The organism is Mesorhizobium sp. M0060, assembly GCF_040323155.1.
Lineage (GTDB): Bacteria > Pseudomonadota > Alphaproteobacteria > Rhizobiales > Rhizobiaceae > Mesorhizobium.
This window is the reverse complement of the sequence record NZ_JAMYUP010000007.1, coordinates 44606-63583: the sequence shown is the minus strand read 5'-3', so window position 1 is coordinate 63583 and position 18978 is coordinate 44606. Positions and strand designations below refer to the sequence as shown.

The following is an 18978-nucleotide window of genomic DNA, read 5'->3' as shown; positions in this document are numbered from 1 at the left end:
TTCTTTGCGACAAGGGGATTGGATGAAATCTTATCGCAACAGCGAACCGGCGCCGCCGATCATGCAGGGTTCGCCGCCGCAGATGGTGCCGCCGAAGCTCGACTGGGACCGGCCGCCATGGAATCGTTGGGCGTTCCAGCACATCCGCGAATTTCTGCCGACCGTCGAAGTCTGGCGCGGCAATGGCCATCGGCATCGCTTCGAGCGCGCCGAGGTCGATCTCGACGCGCTGTCGGTGAATGACAGCATGGGGCAGCCGACTACGCTCGCCGGACTGCTCGATGAGACCTATACGGACGGGTTTCTCGTGCTCAAGGACGGCAAGGTCGCCTATGAGCGCTATTTCAACGGCATGGCCGAACGCACGCTGCATCTATCACAGTCGATGGCGAAGTCTGTCACGGCCTCGGTGTTCGGCATACTGGTCGGGCGCGGGCTGATCGATCCGGCCCTGCCGGTGACGGCCTATCTGCCGGAGCTGGAAGCGACCGGCTGGGCAGGCGCCAGCGTGCAGCATGTGCTCGACATGACGAGCGGGGTGCGCTTTTCCGAGGAATACACCGACCCCTATTCCGATATCGGCCAGGTCGATGTCGCCACCGGCTGGAAGCCGGTGCCGCCGGGCAGCGATCCGGCCTTCCGCTGGCCATCGCATATGTTCGAACTGATCCTGGGGCTCAAGGAAAAGAGCCGGCCGCACGGCGCTGCCTTCGAATACCGCTCGATCGAGACCGACGTGCTTGCCTTCATCATGGAACGGGTGAGCGGCAAACGGCTGGCGCAGCTGGTTTCGGACGAACTCTGGCAAAAACTCGGCGCCGATGAAAGTGCCTGCTTTACCGTCGACAGCGCCGGTTATGCGGTCGCCGACGGGGGCTTCAACGCCACGCTGCGCGACTATGGCCGCTTCGGCCAGCTGATCCTCGACAATGGGGGCGGCATCGTGCCGGCCGACTGGATCGAGGCGACGCGCAACGGCAGGCATGGACCGGATTTCAGTCCCAGCCTGCCGGAAGGCAGCTATCACAACCAGTTCTGGATCGAGGACCCGCGCTCGCGCGCGCTGATGTGCCGGGGCGTGTTCGGGCAGCTGATCCATATCGACTGGGATACGAGAATGGTCGTGGTGAAGCTTTCGAGCTATCCGGATTTCACCAACATCGGCTATTCGGTGGCGACGCTGAAGGCGGTGCATGCCATTGCCGCTGCGGTCGGCTGAGCCTCAAAGAAAATCCGCAAGGACCATCATGACCGGCAAGACCGCGTTCGAGACCAGATATGGCTTTGCCCGCAATGAGGTGCTGCTCGGCAATTGGCGGGAAAGCCCGTTCAGCCGGTGGTCGTTCCAGAATGTCGGTGAGCTGGTGCCGAGCATGAGCGTTGCGGCAAAGCCGGGTGGCGGCGAGGTGCCGGTGCAGGATTTCGGCGGGCTGCTCGGCGAAAAGGTCGCGCTGGCCGGTGGCCCTGAGAGCGTCACAGCCTTTCTCAGGCGCTCCGCTACCGACGCGCTGACGATCATGAAAGGCGGCAAATTCGTCGGCGACTGGTACGCACCGCATATGGATTTCGGCGCCCGCCACATCGTCTTTTCGCTCAGCAAGTCGCTGACCGCCATTGTTGCCGGCATATTGGAAGGTGAGGGGATTTTCGATCCGGACGCACCGGTGACCCGCTATCTGCCCGAAGCCGCCGGTTCGGCCTATGGCGATGCGAGCGTGCGGCATGTGCTCGACATGACGGTAAGCCTCGATTTCGAAGAGGCCTATCTCGATCCGGAAAGCGCATTCGCCCGCTACCGTCGCGCGACGCTGTGGAATCCTGGCGGCGGTACAGAGAGCCTGGCAGCCTTCATCATGACGCTGCAGCGTCTGGAGGAGCCGCATGGCCGGACGTTCCGCTACCGCTCGCCCAACTCCGACCTGCTCGGCATCCTGATCGAGCGCGCATCCGGCCGGCGCTTCGCCGATCTGATGCGGGAAAAATTGTGGCTGCCGCTCGGCGCCGCCAGCGAGGCATCGGTGACTCTGGACATGGAAGGTACGGCGCGCGCGGCCGGCGGCATTTCGGTGACGCCGCGCGACCTTGCGCGCGTCGGCGAGATGATGCGGCAAGGCGGCGTGGCCAATGGCCGCCGCATCGTCCCTGAAAGCTGGGTGCGCGACACGACCGTCGCAGGCGGTGACGCCGAGGCCTGGCGGCGCGGCACGATGGCGTTCCTGTTTCCGCAGGGCCGCTACCGCAACAAATGGTACCAGACGGGGGCGGAAAGCGGCGCCTTCTACGGTATCGGCATCCACGGCCAGTGGCTCTACGTCAATCCGAAGGCCGAAGTGGTGATCGCAAAGATGTCGTCGCAGCCGAAGCCGGTCGACGATCAGCTCGATCTCGACATGATTTCCTTCTTCGAGGCGCTGAGCCGGATGGTTTAGCGGGGGCAGTGGTCGAAGTCGGAGCCGCCCCTCAACCCCCTGCCGGGACCTTCTCCCCGCGAAGAACGGGGAGAAGGGGCTGGCCGCAACGCTGGCGCCATCCTTGCAACGCCGGCGATCGGCGAAATCGCCGATGGCAGCGCCCTCTCCCCGTCCCTATACGGGGAGAGGATGCCGGCAGGCAGGTGAGGGGCGGCGCCAACGCTGCTGGTTCAGGCGCACCCAACCCTCCGCTTTCCTGTGGACCTCTCAAGCGGTTGAAACGCTGCGGTTGGCGCAGCGGGCGTCTCCGCCTATGGTCGCCGTTCTTTTCGACCAACGCGAGGGCCGACATGGCATCCGACAGTAAGCGCATCGCAACGATCATAGCCGCCGAGATCGGCGCGCGGCCGGAACAGGCCGCGGCAGCGATCGGACTGCTGGACGACGGCGCGACCGTGCCGTTCGTGGCGCGCTACCGCAAGGAGGTCACCGGCGGCCTCGACGACACGCAACTGCGCGATCTTGCCGAGCGGCTCGCCTATCTGCGCGAGCTCGACGCGCGCCGCGACACCATCCTTGGTTCGATCCGCGAGCAGGGTAAGCTGACCGAGGAGCTCGAGGCGAAAATCGCTGCCGCCGTCACCAAGGCGGAGCTCGAAGACATCTACCTGCCTTACAAGCCGAAACGCCGGACCAAGGCCGAGATCGCGCGCGAACGTGGGCTGGGGCCGTTGGCCGAGGCCATCCTCGCCGACCGTGCTGCCGTGCCCGGCGAACTGGCGCTGGCCTATATCAAAGAGGAGGTGGCCGACGCCAAGGCGGCGCTGGAAGGCGCGCGCGATATCCTGTCCGAACAGTTCGCCGAGAATGCCGATCTGGTCGGCAGACTGCGGACCTATATGAAGGAGCGCGCCTTCATGCGCTCACGTGTCGTCGACGGCAAGCAGGAGGCCGGCGCGAAATTCTCCGACTATTTCGACCATGTCGAGCGCTGGGCCAACGTGCCGAGCCATCGCGCGCTGGCGATGCTGCGCGGCCGCAACGAGGAGGTCCTGTCGCTCGACATTGAGGTCGATGCCGACGATGCCTCGCCGGTGAAGCCGGTCGAGCGGATGATTGCCGATGCCTACGCCATCGGCCGCCAGTTGCCGGGCGACCGCTGGCTGATGGAGGTGGCCGGCTGGACCTGGCGCATAAAGCTGTCGCTGCATCTGACACTCGATTTGATGCGGGATCTGCGCGAGCGGGCCGAGGAGGAGGCGATCCATGTCTTCGCCCGTAATCTGAAGGATTTGCTGCTCGCAGCACCCGCCGGCTCGCGCGCCACAATGGGGCTCGACCCCGGCATCCGCACCGGCGTCAAGGTAGCGGTGGTGGATGGCACCGGCAAGGTTCTGGTGACGACAACGGTCTATCCGTTTCCGCCGAAGAACGACGTGCGCGGCACGCAGTCCGAGCTGGCCAAGCTCATCCGCCTGCACAAGGTCGAGCTGATTTCGATCGGCAACGGCACCGGCAGCCGCGAGACCGAGCGGCTGGTGGCCGATATGCTGGCTGACATGCCTGCTGGCTCCGGGCCGAAGCCGCTCAAGGTGATCGTCAGCGAGGCTGGTGCCTCGGTCTATTCCGCTTCCGCCACGGCGGCAGCTGAATTTCCAGGCCTCGACGTGTCGCTGCGCGGTGCGGTGTCGATCGCGCGGCGCCTGCAGGATCCGCTCGCCGAACTGGTCAAGATCGAGCCGAAGTCGATAGGCGTCGGCCAGTACCAGCACGATGTCGACCAGTACCGGCTCGGCCGCTCGCTGGAAGCGGTGGTGGAAGACGCGGTCAACGCCGTCGGTGTCGATCTCAACACGGCGTCGGCACCGCTTCTGGCGCGGGTTTCGGGTCTCGGCGCATCGCTGGCCGAGGCGATCGTTGCGCATCGCGACGTCTCCGGCCCGTTCGCCAGCCGCCGCGAACTGTTGAAGGTCTCCCGCCTTGGACCCCGCGCGTTCGAGCAATGCGCCGGGTTCCTGCGCATTCCGAACGGCACCGAACCTCTTGATGCCTCGGCCGTGCATCCGGAAGCCTATGGCGTGGCGAAAAAGATTGTTGCGGCCTGCCGGCGCGACGTACGCTCGCTGATGGGCGACAGCGCCGCACTCAAGGCGCTCGACCCGCGCGTCTTCGTCGACGAGCGCTTCGGCCTGCCGACAGTGCGCGACATCCTGGCGGAGCTGGAAAAACCCGGCCGCGATCCGCGCCCCGGTTTCAAGACCGCGACCTTTGCCGACGGCGTCGACGACATCAAGGATCTGAAGCCCGGCATGCTTTTGGAAGGCACCGTCACCAATGTCGCGGCCTTCGGCGCATTCGTCGATATCGGCGTGCATCAGGATGGATTGGTGCACGTCTCGCAACTGGCCGACCGTTTCGTCAAGGACGCGCATGAGGTGGTCAAGGCCGGTGACGTGGTCAAGGTGCGTGTCGTCGACGTCGACATCAAGCGCAAGCGCATCGGCCTGTCGATGCGCAAGGACGGCGACGGTGGCGCACCGAAGCCGCGTGACAATGGCAACAGGCCGGTGCCGCGCGCGCCGGCGCCTCAGCGTCAGCCGGAGCGGCCGGCGCAGCAGGGCGCGTTTGGCGCCGCTCTGTCGGAGGCGCTGAAACGGAGGTAGGTGTTTTGTGGCAATCGTTTTTGCGACCCGGAGCGGAGCGGCCAGTCCGGTTCGGCGTGGCGCGAAGCGATTCGTGAACGCGACTTTGCGGAATTTTGTTCTTGCTTTGTGCCGGCAGCTATGCTACTAATTTAGTCATGGTGTTTGCGCCAGCGACCCGCCCTCCAAAGGCGGTTTTTTGCGTCTACCTCAAACCGCTTCTGATTTTTTGGCCACATGCATGAGCAGCCAATCGCGAAAGCTGGCGACCGGCGGATGGCCGCGCTTGTCGTGCGGCACGACGAGATAATAGGCGCTGCGGCTCTCCATCGGCCGGCCGGGAGCCGGTACGAGCTGACCGCGCTGCAGCTCGCCCGATATCAGGATCTGCGGCAGCAGGGCCACGCCGAGCCCGGCCATGCAGGCCTGGGCGGCGGTGCCGAATTGCTCGAACTGCATGCCTGGCCCGGTTGGCGCGCTCAGCCCTTGATACGCGAACCACTCCGCCCAGGCGCCGGGGCGGGTCGCCATGTGCAACAGCGGCAGGCGGCCGATGTCGGCGGCTGTGACGATAGCGCGGCCGGCCAGAAAGTCGGGCGAGACCACCGGCGCCACCGTCTCGCGCATCAGGAGCATGGAGTCGGCATCCGGCCAGTCGGCCAGGCCGTAATGGACAGCGGCGTCGAGCCGTTCGCGAGCGAAGTCGAAGCGACCGACGCGGGTGACGAAGTTGATGGTGATGTCGGGGTTGTTTTCGACGAAATCCGGAATGAGCGGCATCAGCCAGCGGGTGCCGAAGGTCGGCAGGATGGCGAGGTTCAAGATGCCACTATGCCGATTGCTCATCAATCCAAGGGCGGCGTCGCGCAATTGGCCAAGCGCTGAGCGCACCGCCTCGGCATAGAGTTCGCCTGCCGCCGACAGCCGGACATTGCGGCTGTCGCGCTCGAACAGCCGGCGGCCGAACTGATCTTCCAACAGTTTGATCTGCCGGCTGACGGCGCCCTGGGTCAGATCGAGTTCCTGCGCGGCAGCGGTAAAGCTGCCCAGCCGGGCCACCGCCTCGAAGGCGGCAAGGGCGCTGATACCAGGTAGAAGGCGGCGCTGGACATTCATGATCCATTACTAACGGTCATTGGTCGGTGAAGCAATTTCGTTTGATTTTTTCGGGCCAGGAGCCGATAAGCCGCGCACTTGAAGATTTTTGTTTTTGAGGACCGAGAGCCATGGCCGCCGACAAGAACGCATTCGTCTGGGATGATCCTTTCCTGATCGAGGATCAGCTTTCGGAAGACGAGCGTATGGTGCGAGATGGCGCGGCGGCATTTGCCGCCGATAAGCTCGCTCCGAAGATCGAGGAAGCCTATCTCGAGGAAAAGACCGATGCCGGCATCTTCCGCGAGATGGGCGAAGCCGGGCTGCTCGGCATCACCATTCCGGAAGAATATGGTGGGCTCGGCGCCAATTATGTCACCTACGGGCTGGTGGCGCGCGAGGTCGAGCGCATCGATTCCGGCTATCGCTCGATGATGAGCGTGCAGTCGTCGCTGGTGATGTATCCGATCCATGCCTACGGCTCGGAAGAGCAGCGCAGGAAATACCTGCCGAAGCTGGCGTCGGGCGAATGGATCGGTTGTTTCGGCCTGACCGAGTCGGATGCCGGTTCCGACCCGGGCGGCATGAAGACGCGGGCCGAGAAGACCGCGAGCGGCTACAAGCTCTCCGGCTCGAAAATGTGGATTTCCAACGCGCCGATCGCCGACGTTTTCGTCGTCTGGGCAAAATCGGCCGCGCATGACAACGAGATTCGCGGCTTCGTGCTGGAAAATGGCATGAAGGGACTGTCGGCGCCGAAAATCGGCGGCAAGCTGTCGCTGCGCGCGTCGATCACCGGCGAAGTGGTGATGGAAGGCGTCGAGGTCGGCGAAGACTCCTTGCTGCCCAATGTCTCGGGCCTCAAAGGTCCGTTCGGCTGCCTCAACCGGGCGCGCTACGGCATTTCCTGGGGTGCAATGGGCGCGGCGGAGGATTGCTGGCACCGCGCCCGCCAATATGGCCTCGATCGCAAGCAGTTCGGCAAGCCGCTGGCCGGCACGCAGCTGTTCCAGAAGAAGCTCGCCGATATGCAGACCGAGATCGCGCTCGGCCTGCAGGGCAGCCTGCGGGTCGGGCGGCTGATGGATGAAGGCAAGATGGCGCCGGAGATGATCTCGATCGTCAAGCGCAACAATTGCGGCAAGGCGCTCGACATCGCCCGCCAGGCCCGCGACATGCATGGCGGCAATGGCATCCAGATCGGCTATCACGTCATGCGCCACGCCCAGAACCTTGAAACCGTCAACACCTATGAGGGTACGCATGACGTGCATGCGTTGATCCTCGGACGCGCGCAGACGGGGATACAGGCGTTTTTCTGAGCCGCTAGCCGTCGCTTAAATTAGGTGCACCGCAACATCTGCTTGGAGAATGCCCGCCATTTGTGTCAGGGTTCGGCGAGTTCTTATGAAAAGCCGACTTTCGAGGCCCTATGGCAATTCTGGCAGCCGTCTACCACCTGACCCATTACAAATATGACCGGCCGGTCGTCCTCGGCCCTCAAATCGTCAGGCTGCAGCCGGCGCCGCATTCCCGCACCAAGGTGCTCAGCCATTCGCTGAGGGTCGGGCCGGCAAACCACTTCGTCAATCTGCAGCAGGATCCCTACGGCAATTTCCTGGCCCGCTTCGTCTTCCCCGAGCCGGTGACGGAATTGAAGATCGAGGTCGATCTCGTTGCCGACATGACGGTCTACAATCCATTCGATTTCTTCGTCGAGCCGTCGGCCGAAACGTTCCCATTCGAATACCCCGAAGAGATCAGGGACGATCTCACCATCTACCGGACGCCCGAGCCGGCAGGGGTGCTGTTGCAGGCGTTCCTGAAGAGCATCGACCGCAGCCCGACCAACACCGTCAACTTTGTCGTCGACCTCAATGCCAGGCTGCAGCGCGAAATCGCCTACATCGTGCGCATGGAAACCGGCGTGTTCTCGCCCGAGGAAACGCTGGCCGCCGGCAAGGGATCGTGCCGGGATTCAAGCTGGCTCCTGGTGCAGATCCTGAGGAACCTCGGCATCGCCGCGCGTTTCGTCTCCGGCTACCTGATCCAGCTCAAACCCGACCTTGTCGCGCTTGACGGGCCGCCCGGCACCGCGACCGATTTCACTGACCTCCATGCCTGGTGCGAGGTCTATCTGCCGGGCGCCGGCTGGATCGGTTTCGACCCTACCTCCGGCCTGCTCACCGGCGAAAGCCATGTGCCGCTCGCGGCGACGCCGCATTTCCGCAATGCAGCACCCATTTCCGGCATGGCGAGCTTCGCCAATGTCGAGTTCGGCTTCGACATGCGGGTCGACCGCATCGCCGAGCACCCACGCATCACCAAGCCGTTCTCCGACGAAAGCTGGCAAGCACTGGACGCGCTGGGCGTCGAGGTCGATGCCGCGCTCCAGGCCGGCGACGTGCGGCTGACCATGGGCGGTGAGCCGACCTTCGTCTCGATCGACGATTTTGAGGCGGCCGAGTGGAACACGGCAGCCGTCGGGCCGACCAAGCGGGGAAAGGCCGATGCGCTGATCCGCCGACTGCGCGAGCGCTTCGCGCCCGGCGGCTTCCTGCACTACGGCCAGGGCAAGTGGTACCCCGGCGAAAGCCTGCCGCGCTGGACGTTCTCGCTCTACTGGCGCACCGATGGCGAGCCGGTGTGGAGCGACCCGTCGCTGATCGCGCATGAAAAGAGCGAAGCGGATGTCGGACCGAAGCAGGCCGAAAGCCTGCTGACGGCGATTGCCGATGAACTCGGCATCGACAAGACCATGGTCAGCGAAGCCTATGAGGATCCGGCCGAATGGCTGCTCAAGGAAGGCAAGCTGCCGAAGAATGTCGATCCGTCCAACTCGAAGCTGGAGGACCCGGAGGAGCGCAGCCGCATGGCGCGGGTGTTCGAACGCGGGCTGACCAAGCCGTCGGGCTATGTGCTGCCCGTCCAGCGCTGGAACAGCCAGGCGTCCGAACCGCGCTGGCGCTCGGAGAAATGGAAGACGCGGCGCGGCAGGCTGTTCCTGGTGCCGGGCGATTCTCCGGTCGGCTATCGCCTGCCGCTCGGCACGCTGCCCTACGTGCCGCCGGCGCAGTTTCCCTATATCGTGCCGGTCGATCCATCGCTGCCGCGCGGACCGCTGCCGGCGCGCGAGGCTATTTTGCCTGAGGCCGCTCCTTTGTCAGAGGCGGCACCGGCCGAACTGGAAGGCGCCGACGAAATGGCGCGCCGCCAGCAGGCGGTCTCCTTCACGGCCGCCACCGGCCAGCAGGATCGTGTCGAACAGGAGATCACTGAGATCGGCGGCGCCGTGCGCACCGCGCTTTCGGTCGAGCCGCGCGACGGCCGACTTTGCGTGTTCATGCCGCCGGTCGAGGCGCTGGAGGATTATCTCGAACTGGTCGCGGCGGCGGAGAACGCTGCAAAGGCGATCGGCCTGCCGGTACATATCGAGGGCTACGGCCCGCCGCACGATCCGCGCCTCAACGTCATCCGTGTGGCTCCGGATCCCGGTGTCATCGAGGTGAACATCCATCCAGCCGCGAATTGGCAGGATTGCGTGGCGACGACAACGGCGATCTACGAAGAGGCGCGGCAGACGCGGCTTGGCGCCGACAAATTCATGATCGACGGCCGCCACACCGGCACCGGCGGCGGCAATCATGTCGTCGTCGGCGGCGCCACACCCAATGACAGTCCGTTCCTGCGCCGGCCCGACCTGTTGAAGAGCCTGGTGCTGCAGTGGCAGCGGCATCCGTCGCTCTCTTATCTGTTCTCCGGCCTGTTCATCGGCCCGACCAGCCAGGCGCCGCGCTTCGACGAGGCGCGCCACGATTCGCTCTATGAGCTCGAAATCGCGATGGCGCAGGTGCCGCATCCGGACAAGGGCGCGGCACCCCTGCCGTGGCTGATCGACCGGCTGTTCCGCAACCTCCTGACCGACGTAACGGGAAATACCCACCGCTCGGAAATCTGCATCGACAAGCTGTTTTCACCCGATGGCCCGACCGGCCGGCTAGGGCTGGTCGAATTCCGCGGCTTCGAGATGCCGCCCAACGCACGCATGAGCCTGGCGCAGCAATTGCTCGTGCGCGCCATCATCGCCCGGGCCTGGAAGAACCCGCTCGACGGCCGTTTCGTGCGCTGGGGCACGTCCCTGCACGATCGTTTCATGCTGCCGCATTACGTCTGGGCTGACTTTCTCGACGTGCTCGACGACCTCAAGCTGAACGGTTTTGCCTTCCGTCCGAAATGGTTCGACGCCCAACTCGAATTCCGCTTCCCGTTCTGCGGCGAGGTCCAGCATGCCGGCATCAAGCTGGAGCTCAGGCAGGCACTGGAGCCGTGGCATGTGATGGGCGAGCAAGGGGCGATCGGCGGCACGGTGCGCTTCGTCGATTCCTCCGTCGAGCGGCTGCAGGTGAAGACCGAAGGGCTCAACCCGGAGCGTCACGCCATCGTCTGCAATGGCCGCCTGGTGCCGATGAAGGTGACCGACAACCGCGAAATCGCGGTGGCGGGCGTTCGCTTCAAGGCCTGGCAGCCGGCTTCGGGCCTGCATCCGGCGCTACCGGTCAACACGCCGCTGGTTTTCGACATCTATGACCGCTGGTCGGGCCGCGCGGTCGGCGGTTGCGTCTATCATGTCGCGCATCCCGGCGGGCGCAGCTACGACACGTTCCCGGTCAATGGCAACGAAGCGGAGGCGCGACGGCTCGCCCGCTTCGAGCCGCGTGGCCACACGCCGTCCAGCTATGTGCTGCGCAACGAAGAAGCCTCTGAAGATTTCCCGATGACCCTTGACCTTCGGCGGCCGCAAAGACTCTGATCAGCAATGGCGAAGGGGAATCACAAGAAGCTGCGCAGCAAGCCGCAGACCCACAATCTGCTGGCGCACTACCAGCCAATCGACGGCGCCGTCGACGAGATGGTCGATGCGTCGGGCAATCCGCGGCCGGCCTGGCGTCACTTCATCGAGGCACTGGAGGAACTAGGGCCGGAAAAGCTTGCCCAGCGCTTCGCCCGCGCCGACCAGTATCTGCGCGATGCCGGTGTCTATTACCGCGTCTATGACAAGGCCGGCGCCAATGAACGGGAATGGCCGCTGGCGCATGTGCCGCTGCTGATCGAGGAGCAGGAATGGGCTGACATCAGCGCCGGCCTGGTCCAGCGCGCCGATCTGTTCGAGGAGACCATCGCCGACATTTATGGGCCCAACCGGCTGGTCGAGAAAGACATTCTGCCGGCTGGATTGATCGCGGCCAGCCCGGAATATTTGCGGCCCGTCGTCGGCACCAGGCCGGCCAGCGGCCATTTCCTGCACTTCTGCGCGTTCGAGCTCGGCCGTGGTCCGGACGGCCGCTGGTGGGTGCTTGGCGATCGCACGCAGGCGCCGTCGGGCGCCGGCTTTGCACTGGAGAACCGCGTCGCCACCACGCGCGCGCTGTCCGACATCTATGGCGAGATGCATGTGCACCGCTTGGCCGGCTTTTTCCGTCGCTTCCGCGACGCGCTGAACGGCATGGCCAAGGAGACCGGCGGCCGTGTCGCCATCCTGACGCCGGGACCGCTGAACGAAACCTATTACGAACATGCCTATATCGCGCGCTATCTCGGCATCATGCTGCTCGAGGGCGAGGACCTGACCGTCTCAGGCGGCAGGCTGATGGTGCGCACGGTTTCGGGGCTGATGCCGGTGAGCGTGCTGTGGCGGCGGCTCGACGCCGCCTTCGCTGATCCGCTTGAATTGCGGCCGGATTCCCAGATCGGCACGCCGGGGCTGGTCGAAGCGATCCGGCAAGGGGCGGTTTCGGCCGTCAACGCGTTGGGCTCCGGCCTGATGGAGACACGCGCGCTGCTCGCCTTCCTGCCGAAGATTTCGCGCGCCCTGCGCAACGAGGAGCTGCTGCTGCCGACCGTCGCGACATGGTGGTGCGGGCAGGAGACCGAACGTCGGCATGTGCTCGCCAATATCGATCGCATGGTGATCGGCCCGGCGTTGTCGACACGGCTTGCCTTCGAGGACGACGGCTCGACCAAGCTCGGTTCGGCGCTGTCGGCCGAGGAGCGGGCCGAACTCGTTGCCCGGATCGAGCGGGACGGCGGCGACTTCGTCGGCCAGGAAGCAGTGACGCTTTCGACCACCCCGGTCTATGTCGGCGGCTGGCTGGAGCCGCGGCCGGCAAGCCTGCGCGTCTATCTGGCGCGGACGCCGGAAGGCTGGACGGTGATGCCCGGCGGTTTCGCCCGTGTCGGTTTTTCGCTCGACCCGACGGCGATCGCCATGCAGCGCGGCGGCCAGGCGGCGGATGTATGGGTGGTCAGCGACAGGCCGGTGGAGCGCGAGACGCTGCTGCCGCAGGAGCATGATAGCTTCACGCGCACCTTGCCGGGCAGCCTGCCCAGCCGCGCGGCGGAGAACCTGACATGGCTCGGCCGCTATATCGAGCGATCGGAAGACACGGTGCGCATTCTGCGCGCCTACCACGTGCGGCTGGCCGAGACATCCGATCCCGAGATGCCGCTGCTCGCCGACATCAGAGACTATCTCGCGCCCTTCGGCATCGACGTCGAGACGGCAATCCCATTGGGGCTGATCGGCACGCTGGACAGCGCGGTTTACAGCGCCGGGCAGATCCGCGACCGCTTCTCGCCCGATGGATGGCTGGCATTGAAGGATCTGTCGAAGACCATCCATCAATTTGCCGCGACAGTGGCGCCGGGCGACGACGCGACAAGGGCAATGACGGTCATCCTGCGCAAGCTGGCCGGGTTTTCCGGCCTGCTGCATGAGAACATGTACCGCTTCACCGGCTGGCGTTTCCTGGAAATCGGCCGCAGGCTGGAACGTGGCATCCAGATCGCCCGCACGCTCGCCCGGCTGACCAGAGCCCAGGCGCCGGAAGGCGCGCTCGACATGATGCTGGAGATCGGCGACAGCGTCATGACCCACCGTCGGCAATATCCGGTGCAGGCGGGACGGCGCACGGTGGTCGACCTTCTGGCGCTCGATCCGCTCAACCCGCGCTCAATCCTTTTCCAGCTCGAACGGCTGAAGGCCGAAATCGCGCTGCTGCCCGCTGTCGGCGGTGAAGGCCATATGTCGCCGGCGGCCAAGGAAATCTTGCAGCTCAACACGTCGATCGCTATCAAGGAGCCCTCGGACATGACGACCAAGGCCCTCGGCGATCTCGCCAATGAAATCGGCGGCCTCTACAACAGCCTCTCCAAAGCCTATTTCGGGTAGAGACGGCATGCTCTACGACATCAGGCTTCACCTGCGTTCCGACTATGATGCGGCGGCCGGCGGCGGCCGCCATCAGGTGCGCGTGTTGCCGCCGACCATCCCTGGCGTGCAGCGCGTCATCGCCGCTTCACTGTCTTTTGTGCCGGCGCCCAGCGAACGCTCCGACTTTTCCGACTTTTTCGGCAACAGTGTCACCTCGATCGCCTTTCGTGACGCGCATGATGCGCTCGATATCAGGATGAGCGCGCGTGTTTCAGTGTCGCGGCCGGAGCCCGGGCTTGACGTATCGCCGGACATACGCCGGCTGAGGGAAGAACTCGGCGCGGTGCACTCGCTGGCGCCGGCTTCGCCGCATCATTTTCTGGCCGCCAGCGATCATGCCGGCATCGACGCGGCAATCACTGCCTATGCGAAAGACAGTGCCGGCAGTTCGACGGTCGGCACGGCCATGGCTCTGTGCAACCGCATTCACCGCGATTTCACCTATGATGGCGAGGCGACCACCGTGCAGACGCGGGCCAGCGACGCCTTCGGCCTGAAGCGCGGCGTCTGCCAGGATTTTTCCCACATCATGATCGCCGGCCTGCGCGGCCTCGGCATTCCTGCAGGCTATGTCAGCGGGTTCCTGCGTACCATCCCGCCACGCGGAAAGCCGCGGCTCGAAGGCGCCGACGCCATGCATGCCTGGGTCAAGGTGTGGTGCGGGCGCGATACCTGCTGGCAGGAATTCGATCCGACCAACGGCATGCGGGCAAGCAACGACCATATCACGGTCGGCTATGGCCGCGACTACTCGGACGTGGCGCCGATCGTCGGCGTGCTGAAAACCACGGGCGGGCAGGTTGGCGAGCAGGCAGTCGACGTCATACCGGTCGTGCTCGAAAAGGCGTGACGACGCACTTCCTCGTTGCACGGCGTCGTCGATAGGCTGTCCTGGCAATCGAGAGGCGGTGGAACCCGCAGCCAGCAAGCGGCTTATCTACGGAAATTCCGTGGAGAGGACATGCTCGACAAATCCGGGTCGTCGTCTGGCCGATCGGCTGTGAGGAAAGCTGCACCAAAGAACGGGGTGCCGCGGAACGGAGCGCTGGAGAACGGCGCGCAAGCCTCGGCTGTTAGGGCCTCGCTCAACTATGTCAGCGACATCGAACCCGGTATTCATCGGCTGCGTTCAGGCAAGGGGTTCTCGTACAAGGGACCGGACGGGCGTGCCGTCGATAAGGATGCGCTGACACGCATCAAGGCGCTCGCCATTCCACCGGCCTGGACGGATGTGTGGATCTCGCCGGATGCCGACGGTCACATTCAGGCGACCGGCCGGGACCAGCGCGGGCGCAAGCAATACCGCTATCATCCGCACTGGGCCGAGGAGCGGGACGGGGTCAAATATTCGAGCCTCATCGCCTTCGCCGAAAGCCTGCCTGAACTGCGACGGCAGATCGATGTCGATTTGCGCCGTCACGGGCTGCCGCTGGAACGGGTCGTGGCGGCTATCGTCTGGTTGCTCGACAACACGATGATCCGCGTCGGCAATGCCGCCTATGCGCGCGACAACCAGAGTTTTGGTCTGACCACGCTGCGCGATCGCCATGTCGACATCAAGGGCTCGAGCCTGCGTTTCGCCTTCAAGGGCAAGTCAGGCAAGGAATGGAGATTGAAGCTCGTCGATCGACGGATCGCCAAGATCGTGCGTGGAGCGCAGGACCTGCCGGGCCAAAAGCTGTTCCAGTATCTCGACGAGGATGGAAACAGGCATCCGGTGCGCTCAGACGACGTCAACCGCTATATCAGGGAGAACGCCGGCGTGGATTTCAGCTCCAAGCATTTCAGAACCTGGGGCGGTACCATTCATGCCGCCTCGCTGTTTGCTCAAACCGAACGTCCTGAAAGCCAGGCGCAGCAGAAGAGGGCGATGAACAGCGTCATCGACAAGGTTGCCGAGCGGCTCGGCAATACGCGCACAGTCTGTCGCCAATGCTACATCCATCCGGAAGTCTTCCGCGCCTGGTCCGAAGGGCGGCTGCTTAGCGAAATGGCGGACGCGAACAAAGGCAAGCGCCCGATCGCCGGGCTCGACGACGAGGAGGCGCTGGTCCTGAGATGGCTGAAGGCGAGGGAAGGCTGACGCCGGACGGGCGATTTTTTTGTCGACGCCATGTCGGCATCGGTCCTACTGTTTCGTCCTTTGATAGAGAAAAGGACGACCCATGCTCTACGCGATCCTCTGCTATGCCTCCGAAGACGTTGTCTGCTCCTGGAGCAAGGAACAGGACGATGCTGTCATGGAAAAACTCCTGGGCGTACAGGAAAGATATGCCCAGGCGGGCCGGCTTGGCCCGGTGGCGCGGCTGCTGCCGACGACCGCCGCGACAACGCTGAGAAAGGTCAAGGGCGAAGCGGTCGTCATCGATGGTCCGTTTGCCGAAACCAAGGAACAGTTCCTCGGTTTCTACACGCTCGAATGCGCCGACCTCGATGAGGCTGTCGACTTCGCGCGCGAGCTTTCCGAGGTCAACCCGAGCGGCGGCTCTTACGAGATCCGGCCGGTCTCCCTCTTCAATCCCGCCAAGGTTTCTGCATGACCGAACTTGCCTGGATCAGCACGGCAATCAGCACCGCTCGCCCGCAGGCGATGGGGGCATTGCTGCGCTACTTCCGCGACCTCGACGCGGCGGAGGAAGCATTCCAGGACGCCTGCCTGAGGGCACTGAACAACTGGCCGAAAAACGGCCCGCCGCGCGATCCGGCAGCCTGGCTGATCTTCGTCGGCCGCAACAGCGGCATCGATGCGGTGCGCAAGCGCGCCAAGCAGGCGCCGCTGCCGGAGGAGGACCAGATCTCCGATCTCGAAGATGCCGAGAGCGACATCGCCGAGCGGCTGGACGGCGCGCATTACCGCGACGATATTTTGCGGCTGCTGTTCATCTGCTGTCATCCCGACCTGCCGGCCACTCAGCAGATCGCGGTGGCGCTGCGCATCGTTTCCGGCCTGACGGTCAAGCAGATCGCCCGCGCCTTTCTCGTCGGGGAAAGCGCGATGGAGCAGCGTATCACTCGAGCCAAGGCTCGCATCGCCGATGCCGGCGTGCCGTTCGAGACGCCGGGAGCGGTCGAGCGCTCCGAACGGCTCGCCGCCGTCGCTGCCATGGTCTACCTGATCTTCAACGAAGGCTACTCCAGCAACAGCGGCGAGGCATCCGCCCGTGCGCCGCTTTGCGAAGAAGCGATCCGGCTGGCCCGGCTGCTGCTCAGGCTGTTCCAGACCGAGCCGGAGATCATGGGACTGACGGCGCTTTTGTTGCTCCAGCATGCACGTGCGCCGGCTCGCTTCGACGAGAACGGCGAGATCGTGCTGCTCGAAGACCAGGACCGCAGCCTGTGGAGCCGCAAGATGATCGATGAGGGCCTGGCGCTGGTCGATAAGGCGTTGCGCCATCGCAAGCCCGGTCCCTACCAGGTACAAGCGGCGATCGCCGCCTTGCATGCTCGGGCGGAAAAGCCCGAGGAGACGGACTGGAACGAGATCGACCTGCTCTACGGGCTGCTCGAGCAGATGCAGCCGTCGCCGGTGGTGACCCTCAATCGCGCCGTCGCGGTCTCCAAGGTGCGTGGACCGGAAGCGGCACTTGCCATGATCGAGCCGCTGGAAGGAAGGCTTTCCGGCTATTTCCACTTCTTCGGCCTCAAGGGCGGCCTGCTGATGCAGCTTGGCCGCGGCGAGGAGGCGCGCGTCGCTTTCGACCGCGCCATCGCGCTTGCCAACACGGCCGCCGAGGCAGCGCATATCCGCATGCATATCGACCGGCTGATGAAAGAAGGCGCTAAGCAAACGGCGCATTGATCCGACGCCTCCGCCTGGTTCAACGGTCTGATCTTTGGCTTAGACCATGCCGGGGTGGCGATTTTTCCCTGAAACGAGTAATGCCACGCCATGACAGCGCCCGATGTGCCGACCGGCACAGAGACGGCATGGCGCAAGGCTTGGACCGAAGTGCTTTTGTTTTATGCATGTCGTTGTCCCAAAACCGCTGCGCACTTTTGGGCGACATGCATTATGAGCGGCGGGATATGAAAGGGATAAAAATGACGATTGCGAAGGAAACGGCCGGGCTTCTGGCGAAACTGGGCGTTGCCGAGGGCGCGCTTACGGGCGGCGATCTTATCGTGCGCAGCCCGGTGACCGGCGAGCAGATCGCCGCGCTGAAGACCATCTCGCCGGCCGATGCGGCAACGACCATCGACAATGCCCACGAAGCTTTCCTGGCGTGGCGGCAGGTGCCAGCTCCCAAGCGTGGAGAGCTGGTGCGGCTGCTCGGCGAAGAGTTGCGCACACACAAGGCCGAGCTTGGCCGGTTGGTATCGATCGAAGTTGGCAAGATCCCATCCGAGGGTCTTGGCGAAGTGCAGGAAATGCTCGACATCTGCGATTTCGCCGTCGGTCTTTCTCGGCAATTGTACGGCCTGACCATCGCCACCGAGCGTCCCGGCCATCGCATGATGGAAACCTGGCATCCGCTCGGCGTGGTCGGCGTCATTTCGGCCTTCAACTTTCCGGTGGCGGTATGGTCGTGGAACGCGGCACTTGCGCTGGTCTGCGGCGACGCGGTTGTGTGGAAGCCGTCTGAGAAGACGCCGCTGACGGCGCTCGCCTGCGAAGCGATCTTCAAGCGCGCGGCAAAGCGTTTCGGCGATGCGCCGGAAGGGCTGGCGCCGGTGCTGATCGGTGATCGCGCCGTCGGAGAGATCATGGTGGACCATCCGAAGGTGCCGCTGGTTTCGGCCACCGGCTCGACCCGCATGGGCCGGGATGTCGGTCCGCGTCTGGCGAAACGCTTCGCGCGTGCCGTGCTGGAGCTCGGCGGCAACAATGCCGGCATCGTCTGCCCGACGGCCGATCTCGACATGGCGCTGCGTGCCATCGCCTTCGGCGCCATGGGCACGGCCGGTCAGCGCTGCACGACGCTCAGGCGCCTGTTCGTGCATGACAGCGTCTATGATGCCTTGGTTCCGCGCCTGAAGAAAGCCTATGAGAGCGTCTCGGTCGGCAATCCGCTGGAGACCAGTGCTCTCGTCGGCCCGCTGATCGACAAGGCTGCCTACGAGAACATGCAGAAGGCGCTGGAGGAGGCGGCTTCGAATGGCGGCACGACAACCGGCGGAATGCGGGTCGAGAACGGCCAGCCTGAGGCTTACTACGTGCGTCCGGCGCTGGTCGAAATGCCGCGGCAGGTTTCGCCGGTGACGGAGGAGACCTTCGCGCCGATCCTTTATGTGATGAAATATTCTGACTTCGACGCCGTGCTCGACGAGCACAATGCGGTGGGAGCGGGGCTGTCGTCGTCGATCTTCACCCGCGACCTGCAGGAATCCGAGCGCTTTCTCGGCGTCGACGGCTCGGATTGCGGCATCGCCAACGTCAATATCGGCACATCCGGGGCCGAGATCGGTGGCGCCTTCGGTGGCGAGAAGGAAACCGGCGGCGGCCGCGAGAGCGGTTCCGATGCCTGGAAGGCCTATATGCGGCGCGCCACCAATACGGTGAACTATTCCAAGGCGCTGCCGCTTGCGCAGGGCGTGTCGTTCGACATCGACTAAGAAGGCC

General features: G+C 64.5%; 12 protein-coding genes. 11 read left to right on the top strand and 1 reads right to left on the bottom strand.

The genetic code is table 11. From position 1 onward, the window contains the following. The first annotated feature begins 22 nt into the window (after window positions 1–22). The 3 genes from NKJ94_RS09670 (at window position 23) to NKJ94_RS09660 (ending at window position 5074) form a co-directional block, all read left to right on the top strand. The gene (locus NKJ94_RS09670; RefSeq protein ID WP_352524550.1) at window positions 23–1219 is read left to right on the top strand and encodes a serine hydrolase domain-containing protein; all 1197 of its coding nucleotides are present in this window, start codon (window positions 23–25) and stop codon (window positions 1217–1219) included. A gap of 28 nt (window positions 1220–1247) precedes the next feature. Further along, window positions 1248–2429: a serine hydrolase domain-containing protein gene (locus NKJ94_RS09665; protein WP_352524549.1), complete on the top strand. Its 1182-nt coding sequence runs from the start codon at window positions 1248–1250 to the stop codon at window positions 2427–2429. Window positions 2430–2761: 332 nt separating this feature from the next. Next, window positions 2762–5074 carry a Tex family protein gene (locus NKJ94_RS09660; RefSeq protein WP_352524548.1) on the top strand — a complete coding sequence of 771 codons (2313 nt, stop codon included), beginning with the start codon at window positions 2762–2764 and terminating at the stop codon, window positions 5072–5074. 189 nt (window positions 5075–5263) lie between these two features. Here NKJ94_RS09660 and NKJ94_RS09655 read toward each other — a convergent pair whose 3' ends face one another. Beyond that, window positions 5264–6169 carry a LysR family transcriptional regulator gene (locus tag NKJ94_RS09655; RefSeq protein WP_352524546.1) on the bottom strand — a complete coding sequence of 302 codons (906 nt, stop codon included), beginning with the start codon at window positions 6167–6169 and terminating at the stop codon, window positions 5264–5266. Between the two features lie 110 nt (window positions 6170–6279). Here NKJ94_RS09655 and NKJ94_RS09650 point away from each other — a divergent pair, with 110 nt between their 5' ends. The 8 genes from NKJ94_RS09650 to amaB all read left to right on the top strand — a co-directional run bounded on the left by NKJ94_RS09650 (window position 6280) and on the right by amaB (window position 18971). Further along, window positions 6280–7470, top strand: coding sequence for an acyl-CoA dehydrogenase (locus tag NKJ94_RS09650; RefSeq protein ID WP_352524544.1), 1191 nt, complete (start codon window positions 6280–6282; stop codon window positions 7468–7470). 110 nt (window positions 7471–7580) lie between these two features. Further along, a complete protein-coding gene (locus NKJ94_RS09645; protein ID WP_352524542.1) occupies window positions 7581–10958 on the top strand; it encodes a transglutaminase family protein in 3378 nt (1125 codons plus the stop codon). A gap of 6 nt (window positions 10959–10964) precedes the next feature. Next, entirely contained in the window at window positions 10965–13376 is a 2412-nt protein-coding gene (locus NKJ94_RS09640; RefSeq protein WP_352524541.1) for a circularly permuted type 2 ATP-grasp protein, read from the top strand. A 7-nt stretch (window positions 13377–13383) separates the two neighbouring features. Beyond that, window positions 13384–14268: a transglutaminase family protein gene (locus tag NKJ94_RS09635; protein ID WP_352524540.1), complete on the top strand. Its 885-nt coding sequence runs from the start codon at window positions 13384–13386 to the stop codon at window positions 14266–14268. Window positions 14269–14379: 111 nt separating this feature from the next. Beyond that, entirely contained in the window at window positions 14380–15501 is a 1122-nt protein-coding gene (locus NKJ94_RS09630) for a DNA topoisomerase IB (protein WP_352524539.1), read from the top strand. Window positions 15502–15583: 82 nt separating this feature from the next. Continuing rightward, window positions 15584–15958, top strand: a complete 375-nt coding sequence (locus tag NKJ94_RS09625; RefSeq protein WP_352524538.1) for a YciI family protein — start codon at window positions 15584–15586, stop codon at window positions 15956–15958. Further along, complete coding sequence (locus NKJ94_RS09620) at window positions 15955–17217, top strand: RNA polymerase sigma factor (RefSeq protein ID WP_352524537.1); 1263 nt, start codon at window positions 15955–15957, stop codon at window positions 17215–17217. Before NKJ94_RS09625 ends, NKJ94_RS09620 begins: the two co-directional genes overlap by 4 nt. 242 nt (window positions 17218–17459) lie before the next feature. Continuing rightward, window positions 17460–18971, top strand: a complete 1512-nt coding sequence (amaB, locus tag NKJ94_RS09615; RefSeq protein ID WP_352524536.1) for an L-piperidine-6-carboxylate dehydrogenase — start codon at window positions 17460–17462, stop codon at window positions 18969–18971. Window positions 18972–18978 lie beyond the last annotated feature (7 nt).